Below are 15,921 nucleotides of genomic sequence, written 5' to 3'. Positions count from 1 at the left end.
AAATTCTTATCCTCAGCAATAAAAACTACGTTTCTAAAAATTTACTGATAAGAAGAGCAATCTCTTGCTCGTATTTTTTCAATGATTTTTTTACCATAATTTCAGAAAACTTTTCCATGTATTCCCAATCTGGTTTTTTATCTAAAAAAGGTAATTTTATAGTAATATCATAAACATCTGAAGCATAAAAGTTTTGATCATAATCAAATTTTCCCAAAATTGATTGCTTAATAATTGGAGCTATAAACAACAACGCCATTCTAGACAAAGAATTATCTTCCTTGTACATAATAGCTACGTGGTCGTCTGCCCCATATTCAAAATTCCGATAAAAAACCTTCCCGAACATATCAATCGTTAAACTATTAGCTGGAAATATTTCAACATCAGAATTTGAAATATAACTAGAAATTCCTTGATTGTTTACTCCAGCAGTAATAAAGGGTAATTTTCCTGCTATACGGTGCGCCTCAATCAACCTCTTTCCTCTTGAAATTTTATCAAAAATATCCGATACTTTTATCGATTCCCACTTTTTTGAGGGATAGTGCGAAAGAATTTCCCTATCTTCACTTGTCAACTCAAGATTTTCAATCTCTAAAAGCTTAATTATGCCGGATTGCTTATCGTGGATTTTATGAATTTGTTCTTGCCCTTGTCTTTCTAACTCTTCCAAATACTTAGGAGTGACAGATTGAATCATTTTCTCCATAGCCTTCCAATTAGGCTCGTAAGAATCATAATCACTTACAGGAAGTTCTATTTCAGTAGCTTCTATATGCTCTGTAAACTTTGTCCCGTAATCATATTTTCCTCGAATAGCTTTCTTAAAAGCAGAGATTACATACAAAGCATGATATTTATTAAAATTCTCATACTTTGGCACTAATTTATTGACATGACTAAATCCAATAAAATTTTTTTCTTGATAAAATAATGTTTCATCTGAGTTAACAGTATCACTCAAAGTAATGACATTGCTTAATTCCTTCGCAATAAGAGCAAGCGGATAACCTTCTGACTTGTTTGTTTTAGGGTTTATCAATTCTTTAGTTATCTTCTTATCACTTTTGATAAACCTAAAACTATTTAACAGCTGGTCTTTTTTATCCGAGCTAAATTTATCCTCTGGCAAAGCATCCTTTATCTGTGTGTACAGATGTTCACCACCACTACTTTTTGAAAAATACTTTATAACATTCTCATCTTCATTAATGCCTAATAATAATCCTGATACTAGTAATAAACGCTTGAAAGGATCTAATTTCAATTTTTTATCGATTGTATTTGATAATTTTCCTGCGACAATTCGAATATGAGCTAAATTTATTTCGTTATCAGGAGAGTTTAAGCCTAAAATTTCTTCGTTAATATATTTATTAAATTTATTCTTTTCTAACTGATCCCAGTCATTCCATTTTTCAATAAAAATATAGGAAATTTCATCATCATATTTGTAAATTTTTTGTTTACTGTATTTATCAATAATAGATGAATGCTTATAAACAAATATAGCAGTTGTCTCTAATTCATCTCCAGCTACAGCTAACACAAAAACTGACTTGACTTTTTCTGTTTTAGAAAGTATATCATGAGCATAGAAAAAACCATCTGTTACAGCTAATTTATACAGAGATACTTCCTTGCCAATATCCTCAACTTTACCCAATTTTGTGATAGTGTCTTTATTTTCAATTAGAATCAAGCGTTCTGTTCTATTTTTTCCTTTTCCTGCAAAAACAAGATATTCAAACTCTGCCCGTGTCGTCTTACCTGACTTAGAATGATAAAGTTTTCCATCATCAGGTATAAAATCTTTATTACCACTTGAAGGTAAAAGATAGCCATAATTAATATCCTTATCTTTATAGCCTTGCTCTTTTAATTTTGTAGACACTTTCATATCTATTGATTTTTCACTCATACTTTTCCTTTACTAAATTACAGTATATCTCGAAGTTTCTTCCACTCCCTATACTGAACAATAGTTATAAATGAGAATCCACTAAAGCTATGTTTGGTATAATTTGTCTTTAGATTTAGATAGCATTAGACTTTTATTTTACTAATAAGCCTATTAGCATTATACCAAAATATATCAAAAATAGACCTCAAAACTTTAAAAACAGTTTGAACTAATCGCAATTATACAGGATGAAGATTACTAAAATAGTAAAAACTGATTCGTTCTTTACAGAAAAAATAAAAAATGGCAACGTTTTTTATCGCCATTTCAAAAGTTATCCCATTTGTTTCAAAAAAATCCCTTTTTCTTATTGACAAAGAAAGGGAGACGTCTCTATCCAGCCTAAGGGAATCGAACCCCTATCTCAAGAACCGGAATCTTGCGTGATATCCATTACACTAAAGCTGGCTACTTTCAAGTATATCATATTTCAGTAAATTTGAAAATAGTTAGATGATGATTTTTTAAGCACCGGTTACTAAATCTATATATCATCAGGGCTTAATCAATAACTAATTCATCAACAACCTCATCCGACAAATCAAGGCGCAGACTAACTGGCAAATACTTGCTTAAAAAATCTAGTCACAGGCTGCAAGCCTTCTCTGATTGCCCAATACTTATCCACCAAGGTCACGATATAACTCTCTTTGTAACGAGGAAAAGCGATTGTTGCTCCCCACATGTGCTTCAAGATAATGTCTTCTTCCACCTTGTTCGTATTGATTAGCTTTTTAGCATTGCGCAAAGCAATACGCGGATGTACCCAAGCATGGCTTTTATTAAACTTTTGGTGACGCCAGTCATAATAGAATAAATCGTGCAACAAACCTGCCCTAGCTGTACTCGCTGCATCCCATCCCAGTTTCTTGGCAATTTTATAACTGGTGTAAGACACATTTATCGAATGCTCCAAACGGGTCGAGTGATAATGGTGAACAATACTTTCTAGTCGTTGTACCTTTGGGTGGCGGATTAAATGACCGACCAGAGCCATGTATTCCTTGTCATCTTTGTAAGTCATCTTATTTTCCTCTCTAGTAGCCATAGCAAAGCATGTCGCTATCATCAGAGATTGACCAGTCTGAACATCATAATCCCTGCAGCTACCGCAACGTTGAGACTTTCAGCCCGACCAGGCATAGGAATATGCACCAGCTCATCGGCCTGCTCAGCCATTGCTGCTGAAATCCCAGAACCCTCATTTCCCATCACTAAAGCAAAATGGTCGTAGCCAGTTAATGTCCGATAATCAACCGAATGCTCAGACAAAGTAGTCGCTAAAACAGGCACCTCAATAGCCTTCAGCTGGCTAATGATCTCTTCAATAGGCAAGCGGTAAATCGGCAAATGGAAGTGACTTCCTTGCATAGAACGTAAGGTTTTTTGATTATAAATATCTGCTGTGCGATGATTGATCAACACCCCATCGAACCCTGCGGCATCAGCTGTCCGAATCATCGTCCCAACATTTCCAGGATCCTGAACATCTTCCAAGACCAGATAGCGACCTTTTTCAAGTTTAGTTACATCTGGATGAGAAATGGCAACCTCCGCAACAATCCCTTGCGGTGATGGCGAACCTGATAACTCACGTAACACTTCCGGACTAACAAAGACAGCCTGTGGCAAATCAGACACTCGGTAAGCCTCTTCTGCTAAAACAAACACACGCAGCATCTCTGATCCAGACAATCGCGCTTCTTCAACAAGATGCCAGCCTTCAATCAAGTAAGAGGTGATCCGATACTTCTTTTGCTGTAATTTTTTAGCCTGCTTAATCAAGCTATTTGCTTTAGAGGTAATGATAGTCATGGTAAATATTATAGCATAATCACTTAAAAAATACTGAAAGAAAAGATGTGTTTGTTATATAAAAATCAGTTCTGTGTTATTCTAAAACGCTTTCTATCACTATTTTCACAATTTTTGGCTGACAAAGAGCAGACTTAGTGATACAATAAACATGTAAATCATTTTCAAAGGAGTTTTCACATGATCGCAACAAAGCAACACAAAAAAGTTATCCTCGTTGGTGATGGCGCTGTTGGTTCTTCCTATGCCTTTGCCTTGGTGACTCAAGGCATTGCTCAGGAACTCGGTATCATTGATATTGCTAAAGACAGAACTCAAGGAGATGCTGAGGACTTGAGCCATGCTCTGCCATTCACTTCACCAAAGAAAATCTACTCAGCAGATTATAGCGATTGCCATGATGCAGATATCGTTGTTTTGACAGCTGGAGCTCCTCAAAAACCAGGTGAGACTCGTCTTTATTTGGTTGAAAAAAACTTGCGCATCAACAAAAGCATCGTTGAAGCAGTTGTTGCATCAGGCTTTGATGGTATTTTCCTTGTTGCAGCTAACCCTGTTGACATTTTGACTTACTCTACTTGGAAATTCTCTGGTTTCCCTAAAGAGCGCGTTATCGGTTCTGGAACATCACTTGATTCTGCGCGCTTCCGTTACGCCTTAGCAGATAAAATCGGTATCGATGCTCGTTCCGTCCATGCTTACATCATGGGTGAGCACGGTGACTCTGAATTTGCCGTTTGGTCTCACGCCAACGTTGCAGGTGTGAAACTGGAACAATGGTTGCAAGATAACCGTGATGTTGATGAGCAAGGTCTCGTAGACCTCTTTGTTTCTGTTCGTGACGCTGCTTACTCAATCATCAATAAAAAAGGCGCAACCTATTACGGTATCGCTGTTGCCTTAGCCCGTATTACCAAGGCTATCCTTGATGATGAAAATGCTGTATTGCCACTTTCTGTTTATCAAGATGGTCAATACGACGGTGTTGAGGGCATCTTTATCGGTCAACCAGCTATTATCGGTGCACACGGTATTGTTAGAAATGTCAAAGTTCCTCTTAACGATGCCGAACTTCAAAAAATGCAAGCATCTGCTAACCAACTCAAAACTATCATTGATGAAGCTTTTGCCAAAGAAGAATTTGCTTCAGCTTGTAAAAATTAACAAAAAATCTGTTGAGAAGACTCAACAGATTTTTTCATACCCTTTAATAAGAAAACAGGACTTTCTATACTATTCATGATGCCTTGTCTCAAGCATGGGATAAGCAATTATTACAAGGAGTTTTTTCTGCCCTAATAATCCCTTATGAAGCGCAAAGTATGGGAGTTGACATTTAGGCATTATTTGTCCTGTCTTTTTAAGCTGAAGTGGTCTGGCACTGGATCCTCACCACCAGCAGCAAATGGATGGCAGCGACAAATGCGAGCAGTGCCCATCAAGACACCTTTTGCTCCATGCTTTTCAATCGCTTCTATCATATAGGAAGAGCAGGTGGGCTGGTAGCGACAACTTGGGGGCAAAAGTGGGGATAAGACAGTTTGATAGAGCTTAACAGGGGCAATTAGTAATTGTTTCATTTGATATTGTTAAGGGCTGCGTTGTGCAACTGACTAATTTCTTTTTTATTGAGACGACGGTATTCACCCGGACGAAGCCCTGTCACGTCAAGGGTCCCAAATCGTGTTCGTGATAGCTTGTCGACTAAAAGACCGACACTTTCGAACATTTTTTTAACCTGGTGGTTCCGTCCTTCATGGATAGTTAATTCAACCACTGATCGGTCTTTTTCCTTATCTACTTTAAGAATGGTATAACGTGCAGGCTTTGTCTTTTTGCCATCAATGACAACACCTTTTGTTAAGGGACGCAGGTTATCCTTGGTTGCAATGCCCTTGACACGCGCCACATAGACCTTATCAATCTCATTACGAGGATGAATCATTTTATCGGTAAAATCACCGTCATTGGTCAAAATCAAGAGGCCAGTAGTATCCCAGTCCAGACGCCCGACAGGATAAATTCTCTCTTTAACCGTCGGCAAAAGGTCAATGACTGTTTTTCTGCCTTTGTCATCTGAAACACTGGAGATAACCCCTCTGGGTTTGTTGAGGAGGTAGTAGACTTTTTCTTCGTTATAAATTGGTGTTCCCTCTACTTCAACCAAATCACCTGACTTGATGGTGGTCGCTAGTTCCGTGACAATCTGGCCGTTGACAGTCACTAGACCTTGCTTAATGAGCTCTTCCGCCTTACGGCGACTGGCTACGCCAGCGTGGGCAATAAATTTATTAATTCTCATCTTCTCTTCTCTCTTCTAGTAGCTCTGCTATGTCACCTGAGGCAAACAGATTACTCTCTTCTTCCTCAATCACAATGCTTGAGACATCTGGTAACTCCGTCAGGTCATTGATCCCCATAAAATCAAGGAAATAGGGGGTCGTCGCGTAAAGGTTGGGTCGCCCAATCACCTCTTTTTTACCAACTTCTGCAATCAAATCAAAGGCCAGTAATTTAGCAATGGCGCCACTTGAGTTGACCCCTCTAATGTCATCCACTTCAAGCCGCGTAATGGGTTGCTTGTAGGCAATAATCGACAAGGTTTCAAGACTAGCTCGTGACAAACTCTGGTTAGTTGGTGTTTTAGCGTAGATCTGCAGCAGCGCTGCATAGTCTTCTTTTGTCACCAAACGGTAGGCCTTCCCAGTTTCTAAAAGGCAAAGGCTCGTCTCGCTATCTGAAAGGTATTTGGTCGCCAATTTGTCAAGTTGTTGGATCAATGCTGACGCTGACAGGTTGAGCATATCTGCCAACTGACGTAGAGTTAGTCCTTCTTCTCCTGCTACAAAAAGCAGGGCTTCTATCCTAGCTAGGTGTGACATCCGTCGCTCCTTTCTCTCCTATCCACTTGAGGTAAACCTCACCAAAATTCTCTGTCTGCGTGACTTCAATCGCCTTGATTTTAATCAGCTCCAAAACCGCTAAAAAGAGGGTAATCAGCTCACTCAGAGACGACCGATGCTCAAAAATAGCTACCAAAGTGAGCTGATGAGTTTGGCTAAAACGGTCTCTAATCTCGTCCATCATGTCCTCGATTTTGTAATCATCTTTATCGATGGTCGTGTGACTGGTTCTGACTTGTTCCTGTTTCGCTGCCATCACCTTTGAAAAGGATAAAAAGAGGTCGATAACCGACTTATCTGCTGTCAAGGTCATTCCTTCAGCTACAATTTCCTCTTTCGGCTTAGAAAAATGCAGGGCTCTCTGCTGGTGCTGTTCTGCTAAATCCTGGCTAACCTGTTTGTACAGTTTATACTCTTCTAACTGCTGGAGCAAGGTCATCTCTAAATCGTCGTCTTCAGGAGGTGCTTCGACCAACTTAGGCAAGAGCCTGCGGCTCTTAATGAGCATCAGCTGGCTTGCCATGACCATATAATCACCAGCCACCTCCAAACGCAGAACAGTCAGAGTAGATACGTAAGCAAGGTACTGCTCGATGACGTCAATCAAAGGCACCTCATAGATGTCCATCTTATACTGAGATACCAGATGAAGAAGGAGGTCGAGCGGTCCTTCAAAATCTTTTAATTTAATGTCCATGTGTCTCGTAGGTCATGAGCGTCTGAGTCGTTTTCAATCCCAGCTGCTTTGCCAAACTTGCTTGACTAACGCCACGACTTAATTCTGTGATGATGTACTGCTGTCGCAGTTTTTGAGCGGTCAAATCACCTAATCCCAAACTGGTGAGGTAGTGAGACAGGCGATTAAATAGCCATTGTCTTGAGTAGGATTTGCCGTTCTTATCAAGGAGATAAGTGCCTGCTTGCACTCGTTCAAGATAGGGAACTAGGTTCTCTGGCAGGGGAAGCACCCTAATCAATTCTCCTTTTTTGATAGTCAACATCCGAAAATCGAGATTGATATCAGCTTGCTTAATACTTTGAATCTCGCTGGGGGTCAACCCTAACTGCCAAATCAAAAGAGCAATCAGTTGACCTGCTGTCTGGTCAGTCTCAGAAAATAAGACAGACAAGTCTCGAATCGGCAGTTGAGTGGTCGTCTGTTTCACCTTATCAAGCGGTTTCAAACGATGATAAGCCCCTACCTCTCCTTGCTCATACAGATACAGGAGAAATTGATTAATGGTAGACAATTTTCGTCTTCTAGCAGCAGGTTTCAGCGTAGAAATAGTAGTCTCGTAGACCTGCAACTTACTGCTTGTCATCTCATCTCCCACCACTTCTAAAAACTGCTGTAGATCATAAGTATAGGCAGCTCTGCTATTTTCTGAGAGCTCCTTACTTGCTAAAAATCTTTCTAAGTTATTGGCCATCACTGACTTCTTTCTTAGGAATAAGGTGATAATGTCCTGCAAAATTATGAAGGAGGCTATTGATAGCCTTGAGAATGGCTTTTCGCGTGATAATCCCCTTAAAATAGCCGTCGGCAGTCACTACCGGTAGAAAAGAAGCATCGACCAGTTTATGCATGATTTCGGTGAGGTCAGCTGTTGGCAAAATTGCCTCAAGGCGTTTATTGACCATGTGCGAAATGTCTAAATCAGCCAGCTCCTCTAAAGCCAGTTCGTGTTCAAATTGGTAATTAACAATGTCAGATACGCTGATTGTTCCGACATAGTGCCTATCCTTGGTGATGACTGGAACGCGTGAAAAACCGTTTCTTGACAAGAGTAACATGACATGATCGGTGTTATGCGTATCAACAAAAATGGCTAAGTCTTCTGCCGGTGTCAAATAGGTTGTCCAATGAGACAATAAAAATTCTTCAAATTCTTTGGCAATCATCGACTAAATTCCTTTGATAAACGAGGGTAAAGCTGGTGATTGAGGTCGTAAAAATTCACACGAATGCTCTTGTCATCTGCCTCAATCACCGCATAGAGTTTCTCCTGCACCTCGCCACGTGGCTGGCTGACAGAGCCAGGGTTGACAAAAACCGTCTTGCCCTCTTGCCAAGCCGCCGCACGGTGCAAGTGTCCATAGAGACAGATGTCCGCTTGGGCTTCTTGTGCAAAATAAATCAGCTTGTCCCACATAAAATTGATGGCGTAGAGATGACCATGAGTCTGGGCGATTGTGAGATGTGGCAGGCTCGTCACCAGATGCTGGGAGTAGCCCTCGTCATAATCACAGTTGCCTTGTACGACCTGAATCCCTGACCAAATCTTGTCCGTACTAGGGAGTTCCGAGTCCCCATTATGAAATATGGCATCCACCTTGCCCTGATAATGCTCTTTGATGGCCTCAACCACCGCACGATCACCATGCGAGTCGCTCATGACCACTAATTTAAGGCTTGCCATTCTGGAAATACCTCCAACAATTTTTTAAGGGCAATCGCCCGATGAGAATGGGAATTTTTATAGTCCGTACCAAGCTCTGCCGACGTTTTTCCTGTCTCTCCGACTAAGAATAATGGATCATACCCAAAACCACCATCACCTTTTGGTGCAAAATCGATGTATCCTGCCCACTCACCTTCTACCACCAAGCTCTCACGATGAGGTGCTGCTAATACTAAAGTACAATGAAACTGGGCAGAGCGGTCTTTAGGCTCAAAGACCATGGCCAACTCATGCAGGAGTTTGGCGTTATTTTTCTCATCAGTCGCACCTGGTCCAGAAAAGCGGGCAGACCAGACCCCAGGCAGACCACCAAGGATATCGACTTTTAGCCCTGAATCATCTGCTAACACCATCTGACCCGTCAGTTTGGAAATGGTCTCCGCCTTGAGGCGGGCATTTTCTTCAAAGGTCGTCCCAGTCTCTTCCACATCAGGTAAATCTGGGTAGTCATTGAGGTTTTCCACCGCCATACCCAGTTGCTTAAAGAATTTCCGAAACTCCTTGGTCTTACCTTCGTTTTTAGTGGCAATGAGAATCTTATCTCCCAGCCCAGCCTGCTGACCGAAGAAATCAGAAGCCTTGATACCACCTGTTGGAACATACACATCAATGAGCCGGTCCCCTTCTTTGATCACAATACCCCCAGCCTGTTGTGTCATGGTCAATTGACGACCTGCTGCATCGTTGATAATGTCAATCACAAAGCGAATCAAGGAGACATCAGAGGCTTTTTTGATGACCTCAACCTGATAGCCTTGCATGCCTTTGTCATCGTCATAGTAAGGCGGGAATAACCCTTGCAACCTAAAGGCAAGAGCCTGAATCTCCTCCTGCTCCTCCGGCAACAGGGCAGATAGAAAACTATGCCCGCCCCACTTACCGATAAACCAGTTCTTGTCGTCCTTATATTCGTAGATCTTAGTTGTCATGTCTTATCCTCTATTTTTGTGAATTGCTCAAGGGGAAGGCCACCTTGAGGAAGAATGAGTTGTACGACTTGCTGACCTTCTGTGATAAAAATTGCGCCATTTCTGTCCTCAGCAACAAGCTGGCGCTCGGTCTCCTGATTAATAATGGAAAGAACAAAATCAATTAGGCTCAATTGTGAGGACAGTCGTATCACCAGAACGTCATACCCTTGTTGAGCTAACCAAGACTCCTCAGATAAGGGAGCTTGGTCAAGGATAGTGGCTAATAGCTGATTGAGCAGATAGAGCTTGTTTGACATGGGTTCGGCAAATTGAGATAAAAGATTGTGTCCGCCCCACTTACCGATAAACCAGTTGTGATTGTCTTTGTATTCGTAAATCTTATCTGTCATACAGTTACCTCATCTAGGCCAGCTGCTAAATCAATATGGTTGACCGTGAAGGGAACATCTGGTAACCAATCGCCTGCGATATGAGCAAAGCTGTCAGCTCCTCCGGTTGTGTAAAAACGGTGACCTTTCGCCGGCTGGCGAGGGTCTCGGTTGATGCCGAAGTAGTTGAGCAAAACGGAGATGTCTCGCACACTCTCAGCTCCGCTATCAACCAAAGCCACCTCCTGCCCCATAACGTTTTGAATGATAGGGCGCAAGAGCGGGTAATGGGTACAGCCTAAAATGAGGGTATCCACCTGACCAACCAAAGGCGCCAAGGTCTCATAAACAGCCTTCTTGGCCAAGGGTGAGGTCATCTGGTTGGACTCAACGATAGGAACAAAGGCTGGACAAGCCAAGCTCTCCACCTGACTTTGAGGGGCTAAACTGGTGATTTTCTCGCGGTAGATGTCCGACTGCACCGTCATAGGCGTGCCGATGATACCGATTTTCCCAGTTCTTGTTGCCTTAATCGCAGCGCTGGCTCCTGGCATAATGACCCCGATAACGGGAATATCCAGTTGGCTCTTGATGTCTTCCCACACCACTGCTGTTGCGGTATTACAAGCCAGTACAATCATCTTGACGTCCTGTTTGCGCAGAAAATTGACCAGCTCCCAAGTGTAGGTCTTAATTTGCTCGGCAGGTCTAGGGCCATAAGGGGCTCTAGCCGAGTCACCGATATAAACAACTTGCTCGTGGGGCAACTGGCGCATCAGCTCACGTACCACCGTCAGGCCACCAACGCCTGAGTCCAAAAATCCAATAGGTCTATTATCCATCGTCTTCTTTCTGTGAGATTTATAAAAATAGCAGAGCTGTCAGCGCTAATCGTCGACGACACCTACTTTTACAATTGATGACGAGATCTTCCAACCAAAATCAAAAATCACGCCATTGGACGTGATTTGACAAGTTGGCAATCACTGCCCACTTCTTATTTTTTCTTGGCTTTAGCTCTTGCTTCCTTCTGTTGCTTTTGCATCTGACGAACAACAGCTTGAACCTTGGCTTCACTTGGTTTTTGACCCATCTGGCTCATCATGGTGCGGATAATATCCGCATTAAATGGTGGATTTTCTTCCAAGTATTTTTCCATCTGTTTACGAGCGATGAAAGCACCGCCGACTAAACCGCCGAGACCTGCCAAAGTAATCAAGAGCATGGCTACCCAAATATTCATATCAATCGATACTCCGTTTCATTTTCTTATCTTAACCATTATAGCAAAAAATAAGCAAATTGACAAAGGGAAAATAACGACTAGTCACCAAAATCAAAGCCCATCACGGTTGCTAGATAGTCCTCTGGGGTTTCTGCCCGACGAATGAGACGCGGTGTGCCATCAGTCTGCCAGAGAATTTCCGCAGAGCGGAGCTTGGCATTGTACTGATAGCCCATAGAAAACCCATGCGCCCCCGTGTCGTGAATAACCAAGGTATCGCCAATCTCCGTCATTGGCAATTCACGTTCCCGCGCCAGCTTGTCATTATTTTCACACAGCCCACCGACCACATCGACCACAGCCGTCTCTGTGCTTTCAAGACGATCCATGTTGGTCACATGGTGATATGAGCCATACATGGCAGGACGTAGCAGGTTGACACTAGAGGCATCTACCCCCAGATAGGAGCGGTAGGTGTGTTTTTTATGGGTAACAGTCGTCACCAACAACCCGTGTGGTGCCAGCATGAACCGCCCCAACTCCGTAAATATCTTGACCTCACCTAGACCAGCAGGGGTGAGTACCTCTTCATAAGCCTGACGGACACCCTCGCCGATAGCCATAATATCATTTGGCTGCTGGTCAGGATGGTAATTAACCCCAATACCACCTGATAGGTTGATAAACTCAAGGCTCACACCTGTTTCAGCCTGAATTTCAACTGCTAGCTCAAACAGCTGCCGTGCCAACTGGGGGTAGTAAGCGTTGGTCACTGTATTTGAAGCTAGGAAGGCATGAAGTCCAAAACTCTTAACCCCACGGTCTTTCAGGTAACGGTAGCCGTCCATCAGTTGTGCCCTAGTCATGCCAAATTTTGACTCCTCAGGGTGATCCATGATGTCTGTTCCCAGAGCAAAAACGCCACCCGGATTATACCGCAACGAGATGGTCTCAGGTAGACCGACCTCACGCTCCAAATAAGCGATGTCCTCATAGGCATCTAGGTTAATCACTGCCCCAATTTTCTGGGCATAGGCGTATTCTCTTGACGGCGTGTTGTTGGAGGAGAACATGATGTCGGTAAAGCCAAGTTTGTGACTCATCAGCAGTTCTACCTCTGTCGCACAGTCCACCCCACAGCTCTCTTCTTGCAAGATTTTTAAAATTGCAGGGGTCGGCGTCGCCTTGACAGCAAAATACTCCTTAAAGCCCTTGTTCCAAGCGAATGCAGCATTAACCGCTCTAGCTTTCTCGCGAATGCCCTGCTCATCATACAAATGAAAAGGGGTCGGAAACTGCTCTGTTACTGTTCTCAGTTCTTCAGGACTGATAAATGGTACTTTCATTTATTTCTCCTCTGAAATAATCTTATCCCATTATAACACAAGTCCTCAAAAAACTAGACCATCAGCTCTGCTATTACTGTTTGCCACAGAAGTTCGTCTTATAAAAAGCCAGTCCTAACTGACCAGCTTTTTCCTGTTACTAGATACTATCCCCATTCCAGATGGAGTTTTTGACCACCACATAGTCCACATGGCGCAGGGCATCCACATCGTGACCACCCGCATAAGAAATAGACGATTGCAAGTCCTCCGTCATTTCCTTGAGGGTATCGGCTAGATGACCCTTGGCCGGGAGGAGAATTTTTTTGCCTTCAACGTTTTTGTGTTCCCCCTTTTGGAATTGAGAAGCAGATCCAAAATACTCCTTGAAGAGTTGACCATCTTCTTCAATCAACTGACCTGGACTTTCGATATGCCCTGCAAAGAGCGACCCAATCATGACCATGCTCGCCCCAAAGCGGATGGATTTGGCAATATCACCGTGGGTACGGATGCCCCCATCAGCAATAATCGGTTTTCTGGCTGCCTTGGCACAGAGCTTCAAGGCAGACAGCTGCCAACCACCAGTGCCAAAGCCAGTCTTGACCTTGGTGATGCAGACTTTACCAGGACCGATACCAACCTTAGTCGCATCAGCACCCGCATTTTCCAGCTCACGCACCGCCTCTGGTGTGCCGACATTCCCCGCAATCACAAAGGTCTCAGGCAACTCTTTTTTGATGTGCTTAATCATATCAATCACACTGTCCGCATGACCATGAGCGATGTCAATAGTGATAAACTCAGGCGCATCAGCTTTTAGTGACGTCACAAAATCATACTCATAGTCCTTCACCCCCACCGAAATGGACGCAATCAGCCCTTGATCGTGCATTTTTTTGATAAATGCAGGGCGAGCTGCTTCATCAAAACGGTGCATGATGTAGAAATACCCATCGCGAGCCAACTGTTCAGCTACCGCCTCATCAATGATGGTTTGCATATTGGCAGGAACCACTGGTAGTTTGAAGCGATGACCGCCGAACTCAACTGTCGTGTCTACTTCAGACCGACTACGGACGATACACTTATTAGGGATGAGTTGAATATCTTCGTAGTCGAAAATTGGAAAATTATGGTACATCAGGTAACTCCTTGACTAAATAATTGACCTTCCTATGCTATCGCATCGCTAGGCAAAAACTTGCCTTTCCTTAATTATTTTACCACAACTGTCGCTTATTTCAAATTTTGTATAAATAAAAACAAAAATAGTTCGTTAAAAACGAACTATTTTCATGACCTGTTAATGTGATAGCTCACCATAACGTTTTAAAATAGCTTGGCGACGGGCTTTCAACCGTTCTTCTTCAGCTTGTAGGCGTGCTAAATTAACTGATAAGCTCTCCAACTCGGTGGTCAAGTCCTCGATTTCTGAGTTAACATCCGTCAATTCCTCACCCACATCGGCCAAATCCTCTTCGACATCAATTAGCTCTTCGGCTAATTCACTGCTGTCCGTCGGCAGAGGTTGCTCATTAACAACAGACGACATCGCCTCTGGTTGCCAGCCCACTAGCGTTTTTTGGCTATCCATGTGCAAATATTTACCTAATCCCTTGCCATTCTTGGCCATCAGATACTTGATAAATTTCTTAATGAGACCTTCAAAGCCTGTATCCTTGAGGTCTTTGTCCAACTCAGCGTAGACCTGATCCTTGACTTGGGCTTTTTCCTCATCAGTCAGAGGGCGACCAGCCTGGTCATACCAAATCCCGTCCTTAATCATAACGGGCATATCTTCCTTCTCCTCCGTTACTGTTTTTTGTTCTGAAGTTTTTTGCTCTAGGTTAAAATCACCAGTAAGCTTGTCTATCATCTGCTGAATGAGACCTTCGTTAAGTTTATACTTGGTCGTTTGGTTATCATGGTCAACCAAAAGCAATTTGGAATTGATGAGCTTTTGGGTATGAAAGGAGACCGCCGCTCCTGTAATGCCTAGTTTTTCTGCAATGACCTTATTCTTAGCATGGGGTTGAATCAACTCAGTCAGCACCTGATAACGGCTGATATCACTCATGGTCTTGAGAATAGTTGAGAAGCTATCCATATCTAAGACATCTCGCTGGTTCAACAGCTGATCCATCCGAGTAGAAGTCACCAGCCAGATAGGAAGGCTAAATTCCTTCGTGAAAAATATAGCCATGACCCTGATGTGAATAGGACTGAGCAAGATCAACTCATAGGTCGTCTGGTACTGCTCAGCCATGTTCGACATCCCTGCCATCGGAACATAGGCGAAAAAGGACTCTAGACCGAAGGCCTCCAAGTAAGACTGCCGCTCTGACGCAAACTGCTCATAGTAAGGCGCATAGATGGTCTCCACTTGACGCAAGACCTTAATCAAACCCTCTACCGTTTCTTTAGGGCTGTTGATGGCTTGATACCAGTACCACTTATTCTCGGCAGACATCTCGACCTTGTCCAGATAGGTCAAGAGAGGCACAGCCTCAATCTCCTCTTCAATATAGGAGCGTGCCAGAGTCATCTGATAGGCTTTGATAATATCCTCCTCAGACAAGGTTTCAAAGAGATCAAGAGCCTCAGACAGGGTCTTGGGGTCATCCCCCTTGTCCAGTAGAATAATGTAAAGAATGTGGGAAATGGCATAAGCTTCACTCCAGAGGTTATAACGTTTGAGGTCTTCGTCTAAGGGTGATAGTTTATCTTTTATCTCTTCTTTAATATGCCAGACATCGCTCAAAATATCTTTTTCTTTTTGATTTATATCCCATTCTAAGTCTCCTTCTTTTTTAAGCATAAAGAGGGGAACGTAGAGATAGTCGACAATCTGGCTGTGATGAGCATGGTAGGTATAGGTCATGGCAACTCCTTTAATCGCAATCTGTTATATCTATTATACCC

General features: G+C 42.7%; 18 protein-coding genes and 1 tRNA gene. 1 reads left to right on the top strand and 18 read right to left on the bottom strand.

Translation table 11 applies throughout. The features are described 5' to 3' along the window. Positions 1-25: 25 nt before the first annotated feature. From ACERC5_RS01265 to ACERC5_RS01250, 4 genes are all read right to left on the bottom strand, one after another. Entirely contained in the window at positions 26-1,924 is a 1,899-nt protein-coding gene (locus ACERC5_RS01265; protein ID WP_373659950.1) for a restriction endonuclease subunit S, read from the bottom strand. A gap of 378 nt (positions 1,925-2,302) precedes the next feature. Further along, a tRNA-Arg gene (locus tag ACERC5_RS01260) sits at positions 2,303-2,374 on the bottom strand. A gap of 145 nt (positions 2,375-2,519) precedes the next feature. Continuing rightward, the gene (locus tag ACERC5_RS01255; RefSeq protein ID WP_373658314.1) at positions 2,520-2,990 is read right to left on the bottom strand and encodes an HD domain-containing protein; all 471 of its coding nucleotides are present in this window, start codon (positions 2,988-2,990) and stop codon (positions 2,520-2,522) included. Between the two features lie 44 nt (positions 2,991-3,034). After that, on the bottom strand, positions 3,035-3,781 hold the full coding sequence (locus ACERC5_RS01250) for a TrmH family RNA methyltransferase (protein ID WP_373658313.1): 747 nt from the start codon (positions 3,779-3,781) through the stop codon (positions 3,035-3,037). A 180-nt stretch (positions 3,782-3,961) separates the two neighbouring features. Between ACERC5_RS01250 and ACERC5_RS01245 the strand changes: the two genes are divergently transcribed. After that, positions 3,962-4,945, top strand: coding sequence for an L-lactate dehydrogenase (locus tag ACERC5_RS01245; protein ID WP_373659949.1), 984 nt, complete (start codon positions 3,962-3,964; stop codon positions 4,943-4,945). A 179-nt stretch (positions 4,946-5,124) separates the two neighbouring features. Here the strand turns inward: ACERC5_RS01245 and yidD are convergent, their stop codons facing one another. From yidD to ACERC5_RS01175, 14 genes are all read right to left on the bottom strand, one after another. Beyond that, positions 5,125-5,361, bottom strand: a complete 237-nt coding sequence (gene yidD / locus ACERC5_RS01240) for a membrane protein insertion efficiency factor YidD (protein WP_373658310.1) — start codon at positions 5,359-5,361, stop codon at positions 5,125-5,127. Beyond that, the gene (locus ACERC5_RS01235; RefSeq protein ID WP_373658307.1) at positions 5,358-6,083 is read right to left on the bottom strand and encodes a pseudouridine synthase; all 726 of its coding nucleotides are present in this window, start codon (positions 6,081-6,083) and stop codon (positions 5,358-5,360) included. The genes yidD and ACERC5_RS01235 overlap by 4 nt, the downstream gene beginning before the upstream one ends. Then, positions 6,073-6,663, bottom strand: coding sequence for an SMC-Scp complex subunit ScpB (gene scpB, locus ACERC5_RS01230; RefSeq protein WP_373658306.1), 591 nt, complete (start codon positions 6,661-6,663; stop codon positions 6,073-6,075). Before scpB ends, ACERC5_RS01235 begins: the two co-directional genes overlap by 11 nt. After that, complete coding sequence (locus tag ACERC5_RS01225; RefSeq protein WP_373658305.1) at positions 6,647-7,381, bottom strand: segregation/condensation protein A; 735 nt, start codon at positions 7,379-7,381, stop codon at positions 6,647-6,649. Before ACERC5_RS01225 ends, scpB begins: the two co-directional genes overlap by 17 nt. Then, entirely contained in the window at positions 7,371-8,114 is a 744-nt protein-coding gene (xerD, locus tag ACERC5_RS01220; protein WP_373658304.1) for a site-specific tyrosine recombinase XerD, read from the bottom strand. Before xerD ends, ACERC5_RS01225 begins: the two co-directional genes overlap by 11 nt. After that, a complete protein-coding gene (cbpB, locus tag ACERC5_RS01215; protein ID WP_373658303.1) occupies positions 8,104-8,586 on the bottom strand; it encodes a cyclic-di-AMP-binding protein CbpB in 483 nt (160 codons plus the stop codon). The genes xerD and cbpB overlap by 11 nt, the downstream gene beginning before the upstream one ends. Next, entirely contained in the window at positions 8,583-9,104 is a 522-nt protein-coding gene (locus tag ACERC5_RS01210; protein WP_373658302.1) for a metallophosphoesterase, read from the bottom strand. The genes cbpB and ACERC5_RS01210 overlap by 4 nt, the downstream gene beginning before the upstream one ends. Beyond that, positions 9,086-10,075, bottom strand: coding sequence for a nucleoside-triphosphate diphosphatase (locus tag ACERC5_RS01205; RefSeq protein ID WP_373658301.1), 990 nt, complete (start codon positions 10,073-10,075; stop codon positions 9,086-9,088). The genes ACERC5_RS01210 and ACERC5_RS01205 overlap by 19 nt, the downstream gene beginning before the upstream one ends. After that, complete coding sequence (locus ACERC5_RS01200; RefSeq protein ID WP_373659947.1) at positions 10,072-10,467, bottom strand: hypothetical protein; 396 nt, start codon at positions 10,465-10,467, stop codon at positions 10,072-10,074. Before ACERC5_RS01200 ends, ACERC5_RS01205 begins: the two co-directional genes overlap by 4 nt. Next, positions 10,464-11,288 carry a glutamate racemase gene (racE, locus tag ACERC5_RS01195; protein WP_373658299.1) on the bottom strand — a complete coding sequence of 275 codons (825 nt, stop codon included), beginning with the start codon at positions 11,286-11,288 and terminating at the stop codon, positions 10,464-10,466. The genes ACERC5_RS01200 and racE overlap by 4 nt, the downstream gene beginning before the upstream one ends. Before the next feature lie 155 nt (positions 11,289-11,443). Continuing rightward, entirely contained in the window at positions 11,444-11,689 is a 246-nt protein-coding gene (locus tag ACERC5_RS01190) for a YneF family protein (RefSeq protein WP_018368317.1), read from the bottom strand. Between the two features lie 80 nt (positions 11,690-11,769). After that, a complete protein-coding gene (locus ACERC5_RS01185; RefSeq protein ID WP_373658298.1) occupies positions 11,770-13,017 on the bottom strand; it encodes a diaminopimelate decarboxylase in 1,248 nt (415 codons plus the stop codon). Between the two features lie 139 nt (positions 13,018-13,156). After that, the gene (gene guaC / locus ACERC5_RS01180) at positions 13,157-14,140 is read right to left on the bottom strand and encodes a GMP reductase (RefSeq protein ID WP_373658296.1); all 984 of its coding nucleotides are present in this window, start codon (positions 14,138-14,140) and stop codon (positions 13,157-13,159) included. A 162-nt stretch (positions 14,141-14,302) separates the two neighbouring features. Further along, positions 14,303-15,880 (bottom strand): hypothetical protein, encoded by a 1,578-nt coding sequence (locus tag ACERC5_RS01175; RefSeq protein WP_373658294.1) that lies wholly within the window; start codon positions 15,878-15,880, stop codon positions 14,303-14,305. Positions 15,881-15,921: the final 41 nt, after the last annotated feature.

Source organism: Streptococcus sp. E24BD (genome assembly GCF_041807825.1).
Taxonomy (GTDB): domain Bacteria; phylum Bacillota; class Bacilli; order Lactobacillales; family Streptococcaceae; genus Streptococcus; species Streptococcus entericus.
Note: the sequence above shows the minus strand (reverse complement) of the source record. Positions and strands in the feature narration are given on the sequence as shown.

Bases quoted from the DNA above. Each gene is read 5' to 3' on its own strand.
- ACERC5_RS01265 (WP_373659950.1), bottom strand. From the start codon at position 1,924: ATGAGTGAAAAATCAATAGATATGAAAGTGTCTACAAAATTAAAAGAG.
- ACERC5_RS01255 (WP_373658314.1), bottom strand. From the start codon at position 2,990: ATGACTTACAAAGATGACAAGGAATACATGGCTCTGGTCGGTCATTTA.
- ACERC5_RS01250 (WP_373658313.1), bottom strand. From the start codon at position 3,781: ATGACTATCATTACCTCTAAAGCAAATAGCTTGATTAAGCAGGCTAAA.
- ACERC5_RS01245 (WP_373659949.1), top strand. From the start codon at position 3,962: ATGATCGCAACAAAGCAACACAAAAAAGTTATCCTCGTTGGTGATGGC.
- yidD (WP_373658310.1), bottom strand. From the start codon at position 5,361: ATGAAACAATTACTAATTGCCCCTGTTAAGCTCTATCAAACTGTCTTA.
- ACERC5_RS01235 (WP_373658307.1), bottom strand. From the start codon at position 6,083: ATGAGAATTAATAAATTTATTGCCCACGCTGGCGTAGCCAGTCGCCGT.
- scpB (WP_373658306.1), bottom strand. From the start codon at position 6,663: ATGTCACACCTAGCTAGGATAGAAGCCCTGCTTTTTGTAGCAGGAGAA.
- ACERC5_RS01225 (WP_373658305.1), bottom strand. From the start codon at position 7,381: ATGGACATTAAATTAAAAGATTTTGAAGGACCGCTCGACCTCCTTCTT.
- xerD (WP_373658304.1), bottom strand. From the start codon at position 8,114: ATGGCCAATAACTTAGAAAGATTTTTAGCAAGTAAGGAGCTCTCAGAA.
- cbpB (WP_373658303.1), bottom strand. From the start codon at position 8,586: ATGATTGCCAAAGAATTTGAAGAATTTTTATTGTCTCATTGGACAACC.
- ACERC5_RS01210 (WP_373658302.1), bottom strand. From the start codon at position 9,104: ATGGCAAGCCTTAAATTAGTGGTCATGAGCGACTCGCATGGTGATCGT.
- ACERC5_RS01205 (WP_373658301.1), bottom strand. From the start codon at position 10,075: ATGACAACTAAGATCTACGAATATAAGGACGACAAGAACTGGTTTATC.
- ACERC5_RS01200 (WP_373659947.1), bottom strand. From the start codon at position 10,467: ATGACAGATAAGATTTACGAATACAAAGACAATCACAACTGGTTTATC.
- racE (WP_373658299.1), bottom strand. From the start codon at position 11,288: ATGGATAATAGACCTATTGGATTTTTGGACTCAGGCGTTGGTGGCCTG.
- ACERC5_RS01190 (WP_018368317.1), bottom strand. From the start codon at position 11,689: ATGAATATTTGGGTAGCCATGCTCTTGATTACTTTGGCAGGTCTCGGC.
- ACERC5_RS01185 (WP_373658298.1), bottom strand. From the start codon at position 13,017: ATGAAAGTACCATTTATCAGTCCTGAAGAACTGAGAACAGTAACAGAG.
- guaC (WP_373658296.1), bottom strand. From the start codon at position 14,140: ATGTACCATAATTTTCCAATTTTCGACTACGAAGATATTCAACTCATC.
- ACERC5_RS01175 (WP_373658294.1), bottom strand. From the start codon at position 15,880: ATGACCTATACCTACCATGCTCATCACAGCCAGATTGTCGACTATCTC.